The organism is Dehalococcoidia bacterium (assembly GCA_041653995.1).
Taxonomy (GTDB): Bacteria; Chloroflexota; Dehalococcoidia; order GIF9; family UBA5629; genus CAIMUM01.
Map to the genome: position 1 here is coordinate 1,268,543 of JBAZEK010000001.1, position 9,773 is coordinate 1,278,315.

Annotated in this window: 10 protein-coding genes; 3 read left to right on the forward strand and 7 right to left on the reverse strand. The window is 50.3% G+C overall.

Features of this window, described 5'->3' with window-relative positions:
* Positions 1-119: 119 nt before the first annotated feature.
* Positions 120-869, reverse strand: a complete 750-nt coding sequence (locus tag WC359_06145) for a hypothetical protein (protein MFA5399998.1) — start codon at positions 867-869, stop codon at positions 120-122.
* Between the two features lie 209 nt (positions 870-1,078).
* Here WC359_06145 and WC359_06150 point away from each other — a divergent pair, with 209 nt between their 5' ends.
* Both WC359_06150 and WC359_06155 read left to right on the forward strand, forming a co-directional pair.
* Positions 1,079-1,951 carry a hypothetical protein gene (locus WC359_06150; protein MFA5399999.1) on the forward strand — a complete coding sequence of 291 codons (873 nt, stop codon included), beginning with the start codon at positions 1,079-1,081 and terminating at the stop codon, positions 1,949-1,951.
* Between the two features lie 92 nt (positions 1,952-2,043).
* Positions 2,044-2,817, forward strand: a complete 774-nt coding sequence (locus WC359_06155; GenBank protein ID MFA5400000.1) for a hypothetical protein — start codon at positions 2,044-2,046, stop codon at positions 2,815-2,817.
* A gap of 24 nt (positions 2,818-2,841) precedes the next feature.
* Here the strand turns inward: WC359_06155 and WC359_06160 are convergent, their stop codons facing one another.
* Together WC359_06160 and WC359_06165 are read right to left on the reverse strand one after the other, a co-directional pair.
* Positions 2,842-3,669: an A24 family peptidase gene (locus WC359_06160; GenBank protein ID MFA5400001.1), complete on the reverse strand. Its 828-nt coding sequence runs from the start codon at positions 3,667-3,669 to the stop codon at positions 2,842-2,844.
* Complete coding sequence (locus tag WC359_06165) at positions 3,662-4,720, reverse strand: DUF2804 domain-containing protein (protein ID MFA5400002.1); 1,059 nt, start codon at positions 4,718-4,720, stop codon at positions 3,662-3,664. The genes WC359_06160 and WC359_06165 overlap by 8 nt, the downstream gene beginning before the upstream one ends.
* Positions 4,721-4,834: 114 nt before the next feature.
* On the opposite strand from WC359_06165, the gene WC359_06170 reads away from it, so the two are divergent.
* Positions 4,835-5,746, forward strand: coding sequence for a transglutaminase-like domain-containing protein (locus WC359_06170; GenBank protein ID MFA5400003.1), 912 nt, complete (start codon positions 4,835-4,837; stop codon positions 5,744-5,746).
* A gap of 35 nt (positions 5,747-5,781) precedes the next feature.
* Here the strand turns inward: WC359_06170 and WC359_06175 are convergent, their stop codons facing one another.
* From WC359_06175 to WC359_06190, 4 genes are all read right to left on the reverse strand, one after another.
* A complete protein-coding gene (locus tag WC359_06175) occupies positions 5,782-6,045 on the reverse strand; it encodes a hypothetical protein (protein ID MFA5400004.1) in 264 nt (87 codons plus the stop codon).
* A 498-nt stretch (positions 6,046-6,543) separates the two neighbouring features.
* Positions 6,544-7,980, reverse strand: a complete 1,437-nt coding sequence (locus tag WC359_06180; GenBank protein MFA5400005.1) for a hypothetical protein — start codon at positions 7,978-7,980, stop codon at positions 6,544-6,546.
* On the reverse strand, positions 7,977-8,762 hold the full coding sequence (locus tag WC359_06185) for a J domain-containing protein (GenBank protein ID MFA5400006.1): 786 nt from the start codon (positions 8,760-8,762) through the stop codon (positions 7,977-7,979). The genes WC359_06180 and WC359_06185 overlap by 4 nt, the downstream gene beginning before the upstream one ends.
* A gap of 130 nt (positions 8,763-8,892) precedes the next feature.
* Positions 8,893-9,639: a hypothetical protein gene (locus WC359_06190; protein ID MFA5400007.1), complete on the reverse strand. Its 747-nt coding sequence runs from the start codon at positions 9,637-9,639 to the stop codon at positions 8,893-8,895.
* Between the last annotated feature and the right edge of the window lie 134 nt (positions 9,640-9,773).

The window sequence follows — 9,773 nt, forward strand, 5'->3', positions numbered from 1 at the left end:
GGGTATGATTCGCTGTAATAAAAAAGTAGTAGCCCGTATAGGTAACGGGCTACTACTAATGGACGATCTTGAGGGAGTGGCAAAGATGCCGCTTCATTCAGAGATACGTTGTACCCGGCCTATGGCTTATACCAGGTAAAGCTCAGCCTGACCGTATCTTTCTGGTAGCCGGGGATATAGCGGTTGTACATGATTGTTTCACCGGGCGGTATGCTGGCAGCGATTTTGACGCTGTTGCCGGTGGCATTCGCCACGATTTTAACATCGGACATATACCATGAGCGATCCGAGTTAGTCACACTTCCGTTGACTATCAGGGCGCTGACTGTCGCATATTTATAGAAATCCGTCTGGTTTACCCAGACGGCGGCGGAATCCGCGGGAGGAACTGAGGACGGCGCCGGGACGGGAATCACTTGTACGGGAATATTGGCGCCTGGCAAGATGGTGAAGTAGACCGGCACGTAAATCGGGCTGTTGGCGGCGCCGTCGGCGGCAATCGTAATGATGCCGGTATACTGGCCGGGGGCCATGCCGGTTGCATCGACATTTACCCTGGCGTCGGTGGTTTGAGTGGTTGCGGCGCCGGGCACCTGCATCAGATTTATCCAGCGCGCGTTATCGCTCATCGACAGGTTAAGTATGCCCTCGCCCTGACTGACGACCGATAGTACCTGGTCGAGAGTCGGACCCTGGCCCTCCCCGATAGTGAACACCAGTTTATCCGGGCTGACCACCATTATGCATGCCGATGATGCTGCGGGCGCGGCGGGCTGCTGGACAGCCGGGATACAGCTTATAGCAGACACAATACAGGCAACTGCTAATAACACCACCAGAATAAAAGAGCCATTTTTATGCGCGGCCATTGCTTCCTCCTTAACCGTTATATTCACATCAACCGCATTATATAACATGCCAACTCATTTTCCCATCGCCTCCGTCAGTTCGATATCACGACATCTCGACTCCAGGTGTTTTAACGCAGCGGCTTAAGGTCAGGCCTTCCGACTTTGACAATATGCATTACCGTACTTATGCTATTATCAGGAAGTCCGGACTACATGCATTCCGTAAAATGAAGTATCTCGATATAACGGCCAGATTACTCCCTTTGCTCCTGCTGATACTTGCTTCATCATGCGTCTCCAAAGAATATCCCGTAACCGGCGCCGTTACGGAGACCCTGTACAGGACCGAGTATGCAACAGAAGTCTACACGGAAAACGAGACTACGATTGATACCGTCACGAATAGTTATGAGCTTCCGCTTTACTACAGCTGGTACTCGCAGAATATCGCCTTCAACGGCCAGACCAACTTCTGGTACCTTGCCTATGATATTCCCCAATGGCCGACCTATGATAACCTGCGGCTGACAATCTCGATCTGGAAACAGTTTCAGTATGAGTCCACCTCCATACGTATACTCGACATGACCAGAAGCGGTCACCTGACCACACCTGCTCCCGCCATATACGGAGATACAGATGAGGGAGAGGTCGAGTGGACCTGGATAACACCCAGTACCATTGCAACCGTCAGCACTTCTTCCAGTTCATCTTCCGACACCTCAGGAGATTCATCCGAAGGAACCAGCACCACTACCACCGGCGGGGCTGCGACAACATGGCTGGATACGGCCAATGTCCAGATCAATGAGGCCAGGTTTTTAGGCGGCAGGACCAATCTCTGGTCCAGGCCTGAGAACCCGCAGGTCTTCGAGTTAGACGCCGGCAAGGCGCAGAAGATCGGCGTTATAGTCAGCGGACCCCAGAATCAATGGAACGCCCGGGTCACTCTGAAAGGCGCCTTTACCCGTAATATTGTTTCGAATAAAACGGTCAGCAGGGAGCGACAGGTGGAGAAACAGGTACCCTACGAGGTGCAGAAACAGCAGACTACCTATCAGGTCAGGCAGGTACCATTCTGGGAAGCGTTTTCGCAATGAATCATTTATTCTGCTTCTTACGCTGCCGGGCACGGGACTGGTACCGGGTATTTTCATTACGGGCTCCAGTCGCAGGCAGGATTCTGCCCCTGTTGATTCTGACGGCTCCGGCCATTTCCGCTCTCTCATGTATACCCATGCAATACCCTCAAAAAGAGATCTATTATGAAACGGTGTTTGTTACCGAGAACCGCACCGAGCTGGTCAGCGAAACCTATCCTGTAACCCGAACTGTAAGCGGCCAGGAGCAGCTTACGCCCTATATTCTGTGGAGCAGTCCCTCTGTGATGTTCAAAGGCACACGGTTCGTCTGGTATTACGGCTACAGGCTGCCCGGCGCACAGGTCCATAACATCGAGAGGATCAGGATATCGCTCTACAAACAGTACTATTACGAAAACGTTGCCGTCAGCCTTTTCGACATGGGCGCCCGCGGGCAGGTGCTACAGCCGCCGCTGATCTCGTCCCTGGACCCCGTATATAGCTCTACAGTCCAGTGGGATTGGTTTACATACAGCACAGAGGCGGAGGCAATGAATAAATGGCTTAACTCAGCCAACATCAAGTTCAATTTCGCCCGCCGACTGGGAGGGCAGGCTGATCTATGGATGAACCGCTGGCAGCCTTACGATATCGAATTCGATACGCGGGGCGCACGGGATATAGCAGTTCTGTTCACCGGCCCCACCACTCCCCAGAATACCAGGTTCAGCGCCTCGCTCTTGTGGGACGATCAGGTAACGGAAAACGTAACACGTACAGTAGAGAGAACGGTCCCGTACCAGGTAGAGCAGCGTATACAAAGCGAGAGGACTGTGACCAAAACGTCGCTGGTGCCCTTCTGGCAGGCGCCCCCCTTCAAGTAGACCGGGGATTAACTGACACGAGCCTCAGATCAGGCCCAGATACCAGCCCAGCAATTCTTTGCCCCACAGCAGTGTAACCATGCCGCCAAGGCAGAGGAAAGGGCCGAACGGCAGCATTTCTTTTCGCTTCTTGCGCCCGCTGATGAGCAGGACTGCGGCCACGATACCCCCGGCCAGTATGCTCAGGAAAAGAGCGACAAATACCAGAGGAAAACCCACCATCAGGCCCAGCAGGCCGGCCAGCAATACGTCCCCCATCCCCATACCGCCCCTCGATAGCACAACCACCAGAAGAAGAAGCAGGGCGCCGCAGACACCGCCGGCCAGGGCGCACAACAGGAAATTGTTGAAAACGGCCATAAATCCGCTTCCGCCGTAATAAAGCGACCAGGGTAAGCTGTAGCGCGCCAGCGTAACCGTCAGCGCTACCAGTGCCGCCAGCAGCAGGGACGGGTAGGTAATTACATTCGGCAGTATGAAATGCTCGATGTCGGTGACAAATAATATGATCAGCACGGTGGAGTAAATAAGCAGTATGGCCAGCGTCCAGGATAGGCCGTATTTCAGATAAAGGGCCGCGAAGAGAATGCCCGTAACCGCCTCAACCACCGGTGCGCGCACCGGAATCGCCTCACCGCAGTCCGGACAGCGACCACCTGTCATAAAATACCCTATCAGCGGTATGAGGGACTTCGGTCGACGCCTGGCGGAGCATTTCGTGCAGGCCGGGGGCTTCAGTTGTATCCCGCCTTCCTCCGTTACCGATCCGGCCAACCGGTTGAGGGCAGCGCCCCACGCCAGGCCCAGCAGCAGAAAGAGGCATCCGGTTAAAGCAGTAATAATACTACCCACGAATGTATTTTTGTTCACCCATTCCAAAGTAATCAGTGAAGTCCAGGATTTGGCCCGAGCTGTCTCTGACAGTCCCGCGGAAAGAGCCGAAAGGCCCGTAGTATTTTACCTTCATCGCCAGCAGGTTCATGTCGATGCTGCCCATGGTGACGGGCTTGAATGTAAGGTTCACCATTCCATAGCTGTCCCGTATAATCCACTCTCCCGTCACCCCCTGCGGCCTATCGAACTTCACCGGCGGCAGCAGTTGCAACCTGCCGTCCACCCACAGGCAGTTCTCGTTATATCTCTTCGCATCGATGGTCTGGTTATCCGTCAGGTTGAATCCGATCAGCCGCCCTTTCCCGTCATGGCCAGCTGTTGTGACCCAGTCGTACTTCATCACATAAGGATAGAAGCCCTTATGGTCATCGATAATAGCGAGACTATCGGTGCGCAGGAACTCAATCTTCTCCCCCCCCAGAATGAGGCTCCCCTGCATCGGCATCAGGCACTTATGAGAATAGACCGCGCGGTTCTTGCCCAGCGGTATTGAGACGACGATGGGCGCAACCGATCCCTCATCATGAATTGCCTCGAAATGTCCCTCAATATCCGGCAGGCCTTTCTGATCACGTATAAATACATTCATATAAAATCTGCCCTTCGCCAGCGCGCTGATAATCTCGATGGAACAGTCCTTGTCCCGATAGGACTGGCTGCTGTCCCAGATAGACGCGGGAATCTTAATTTTCCATGATGGCAGAAGTTTCTCAAACAGATATTTTTTCTTCCGCACTTTATCGTATACAATGAACTGCGCCAGGGCCGTGACCTTGGCGTTATACAATACAGCCAGCATAAACCAGCGTTCGTTTCCAAGCTGGAAGGCCTGCCATTCCTTGAGTCTGAAATAGAGCAGAGATTCAGGCAGCCATATACCCAGGGGCTTATCAGCCTTGAGAGGATTGACATTTTTAAACTGTGTGCTGAAAGTTCCGAATGCGAATTCGCCGTCTGTGACAAGATTGTCCGGGGCGGCTCGCAACTCCCTCTGTCGGTATTCTGCCATCTCATCCCTCCTCTGGCAGACATTGTGCACCATGACCCTTAAAATATCAAAAGCCGCAACCTGATATACCCCGGATTAACCAAATGCTCCACATTGTAATAGAATATTAAATTGATGAGGGCCATTGTCGCGACGCTGTCTGTTTGTCTGATACTTATATCTTTGAACTGCTCGCCCAGGTACATGTCCACCGGCGCATTAGGCAAATATGTCTACTTCCCCATAGATCCCCGGCAATTGATAACGGTGGAAGATCCCACCATACGCCAGACGCTGAACATGATCACTTCCGATACAACGGACTTCAGGTCCGATTTCAGAAAGCTGCAAGCATGGGTTTCGTCGCATATCGTATATTCCAATGACAGCTATTACCACTGGCAAACGCCTGTCGAAACTCTGGAGAAAAGGACGGGCAACTGCAAGGATTTCGCGGTGCTGCTCTGTACGCTCAGCCGGGCTGCAGGCGTGCCGGCCAGCGATATTTACGTGGCCATCGGCAAGGACCACAGCAACAATGCCCACGCTTTCATAATAGAGAAATGGATACTCGACCGATGGCAGGTGGTCGAGCCGCAGGTAGGAGGATTTGTTATCTCCGATTTAACGTCCATAGACACGGCTGACAGATACAGCATCTATGCCCGTTTCAACGATAAATACTACCTGGGGGAGACGGCCTATATTACCGCCACCGAGACCTTCCTAACATCCAGGCCAGCGTCAGCCGCAAACAGTCAGCCTGCCGCGGGTTCAGAGCCGGTAGCTGTAAGCCCTTCCCCGGCAGTCAATCCGCTCCCTGAAATCGACTACTTCTATTTCAAGCAGGTCCCGAATGTCGTGGGGGCATCCGGCGCCACCATGCTGGCATGGCAGGTCACCGGCTCGTCGCTGGTATACATAGACAACGGCATCGGATATGTGGCAGCTTCAGGAAGCCAGATAGTCGCTTCTCCGGCCGGAACGGTCTTTACCATCACCGCAAGAAATGAAAACGGCGAGGTGAAATCGAAGGCCTTTAGATAGGTGGGCGGAGGCCCATCCGTCCGCCATCCGTTCGTTCAGCGGCGGCAGTATTTACAGGGCACAAAGAAGCATTTGCTGCTGTTGTTGACACCGGAGCAACCCATGGTAGTATCGCTCCTGCCCCAGCCGGTGGCGTTGCAGCCCGTGCGTCCGGTGCTGTTCCCCCAGGTTTTCGAGTACGGCAAAACCGATGCAGTATTGTTGTCGGCTATTGCCGGCGCCAGGCCCGGTAATATGGTTGCAGCCAGGCATATAAGGCTGATTACGATCAGACTACACAATTTTATTTTAAGTGTCATACCTTTTCCTCCCCGCTTATCAGGTCAGCAAATGCCTTTCGACTCTGGAGCCAGCGGTCAGAGTCGAACTGACGACCAGCTGTTTACGAATTACAAGGAAAGTATAGCAGAAGATGATTTACGATGAAAGACCGTGATTTTTGATTTATCTAAAAATGTTATTTTACGATCAATTATCTTTATAATAGCGACTGGTTGAAAATGGTTCGTTAGCAAAATGTTAGCAAAATTAATAATGCGCGGATAATAATAAATGGCTCGCAGCTCAGAGGACACGAGCATCGGTCTTCGGAGTCTGAGTTATATACGATGTTCATCTTAGAACATGTCGGATTAACCCATTTTACCGCAGCCAAAATAACGCTATGCATCGTGCCTCTGAAACACAGAGTGATTGGTTAGGAGGGTGCTATGATTTGCCACAGGTTCTCATCTAAATAATTCGAACCCCCGTTGATTGACAGGTACGTCACATGTCTATCCTTTGCAGATCGTTCTTCATTCACAAATTTTCGTTCCCGGCAAGAGATTCCTCAAATAATCTCGCCCGGCATCGCTGACTTGGGTGTGGCCGATGTTTAGTCTTTGCAGTGCGATCAAGCCCTTGAGATATTTTAGACCATCATCGCTGATTTGGGTTCCCCATAGGTCCAGATCACGTAGCGAAGTCAATCCCTGGAGATATTGGAGCCCAGCATTATTAACCTGGGTGTTAGTGAGTTGTAGCTTTTGTAGTGAAGTTAATCCTTGGAGATATCTAAGTCCCTTATCCCTGACGTCACTGCCCCATAGGTCCAGCTCACGTAGTGAAGTCAGTCCCTGGAGATATTGGAGCCCGTCATCGCTAATCCTACTACTCTTAATCTTGGTACTGCTCATACCAAGCCGAGCCAGGGTCATGTTACGTAGTTCGAGTTTTTGCAACGCAGTCAATCCCTGGAGATATTCTAGCCCAGCGTCGCTCACATTGGCGTCACCGAGGTCCAGTTCTTGTAGCGAAGTCATTCCTTGGAGATATCTAAGTCCGGCACCACCGACTTCGGTGCCCCAGAGACTAAGTTTTCGAAGCGAAGTCAGTCCCTGGAGATATCTTAGCCCGGCATCGTTGATTTGACTGTTACCAAGGTTTAGTTTTTGCAGCGAAGCCAATCCTTGGAGATATTCTAGTCCAGCACCATTTACTTGGGTTTCATATAGGTCCATCCATTGCAGCGAAGCCAATCCTTGGAGATATTCTAGTCCAGCACCATTTACTTGGGTGTGGCTAAGGTCTATCCTTTGCAACGAAGTCAATCCTTGGAGATATCGTAGCCCGGCATCGCTGATTAGGGTGTTGCCGAGATTTATCCATTGCAGCGTAGTCAATCCCTGGAGATATTTTAGCCCAGCATCGCTAACTTGAGTGCTGCCGAGGTATAGTCTTTGTAGCGAAGTTAATCCCTGGAGATATTTTAGGCCAGCATCGCTGATCATTGCCCTAGTGTTAGATGCAAAGCTAACACTGAACAATCTAAGTTCTTTAAGGAAAGCCAATCTCTGGAAATAGCGACATCCATCATCGCTGCCTTCGGCGTTATCAAAGCAGCAACTTATGCCTTGCAGATCATTTGACCCTAAGTCACCAAATGGGGAAAGGTCAGCAAAAGCATCATCAGCGACATGGATATACAAATCTTTATTGCCGGGGACTGTAACTATCCCTCTCGCTTTACAAAGTGCCTGTTCATTACTAGTCAACCAATCTTCCGGTACACTGTCTTTATCTCGTATCCAGAGCCATCCCAGGGATCGATCCTCAGGGAAGCGGACACTACGCTTTGAACGGTATGCTTTAAATTCCAGCCCGCGTTTCACCAAATCCGCGGAATATACTGTCAGTTTGGCGTTTTCAGCAGGAACAATGCCGGTTTTATTCGGTTTATCTCCCTGGATCATGTACTGATCTTCTCCAATCCAAGTTTACGAAGACGTTCTTTTGCATCCATAATATCACTATTAATTCGTTCAGCCATTTCTTTCAAAAGATCTTCACCTTCTACCTCTGCCTTCTTTACCTTCTTATAAAGTGCATAGAGGTCTGATTTCCTTAATTCCTTAATTCTTGAGGTACTATACTTAATGCGTTCTCTTACATGTGCCAACTTGCGTATTAGACGCACAAGTTGCATGGCTACGTCCTCTCCCTTGATGAAATCTGGGCTAGATTCCCATTCTTTTAGAATGACCTGGAGTCGCTCTTCATCGCCTCGCTCATACGCCTGGTTTGCTTCCACCATTAGCTGCTGGCGACGGCCCCGTTCCTTTTCGTCGGTACAAAGGTCAGGATGGATCTTTCTAGCCACTTCCCGATATAGCTTTTTTAGTCTGTCCGATGGAATAAATTCTAGTGGTTGCTCTGAATTCTGCATACCTTGAGTAGCCTTAGCCGATTCCTCCGCTCTGGAGCGCGCTTCATTGGCTTTGTCTTTCGCGATCTTTTCCTGGGGTTTCAGTCGAGCCTCCACTTCGGCGATTTGAGCATTGATCTCATCGAGTTCACTATACCGTGAACCTACGGTGTTTAGATATCTTGTAAGAAATATATTCAGCTGCGCCTGGATCGTTGCCAGATCTAACTCGTTTTGGGCAAGTGCGTTTTCTAATGTGGCCAGCTCAACGCGTTTCTTATGTAGTTCCTCCTCTTCTGGGGTTTGACGTTTCGTAATATCCATAGTCATATCAAACCTTGCTCCCCACGCCCGACGGTGGACGTCAAAGGGCGCGGCAGGTCAGATAGATAATTAGCTACATCTTGATAATATCATCAAATACCGGTAATGTATCTTTCCAATAAGAAAGCTATCGGGTTTATTCAGAACCATCATGCATTTCCATATTAAGAGGAAGCCGCAGTAATTTATCTTTTAACAGCTTGATCGTATCTGGATCAATCGTTGAAGCTTTGTTTCGTGCTTGCCATTCTGCGATCCCATCGTAAGTACAATGTCGCAAATAGTTTAGTACTCCTTCACTCCCGTTCAATTGAAGCCAATGCGGGTGCTGTGTATTTATTATCACCATGACTCGATCTTCCGATGTTGAATCTATTACTAGATATGGATCATTGACCGATGCATCCCCAAGCAAATAACCTGCCACCGAGAATGTGCTAATGTCCGCAATGTAAGTCGGCTCTCTAGCAGCAGCAGCCTGTTCCAAAGGCTGCAGCGCCTGATGCACTACATCAGGTGGTGGCACCGTCTCAATCGTGACAAGGTCGGCCATTTCAGCAGAAGTCAATTCTTTTTTCAAAACATCAAGCGCGACTTGAGTTTCGATGTCAGATGGCCCGCGCTGGTCTTCGCCACTCTTACGATAAGCTTTGGCAGTCTCGGCATAATCACCGCAACATACTTTAAGCTGAGATTGGACTTGATCTTCATCGTCTCCTTCCCAAAGGATATCGTCTTTTGTATGGCTGACTTCAAACTCATCCATATGAATCTCGCCGATGAGACGCTGGTTGACTAAATCATTGGAACCTTGAATCTGGCCATAAAGACTTTCAGGGCGCCAGGATTCTGGCCATCCTTTTACAACACGATCAGCGTGCATAATAGAAAATCCCGCTTTTGCACGGCTGCCACTAGCCAGTACTCCAACCCAACCGGTAACATGCTTACCGCCCACAGAAAAAGCAAAGTCTTTCTTGTAGCGGGTACCATCTGCGCCTGTAAAAACTGATCATC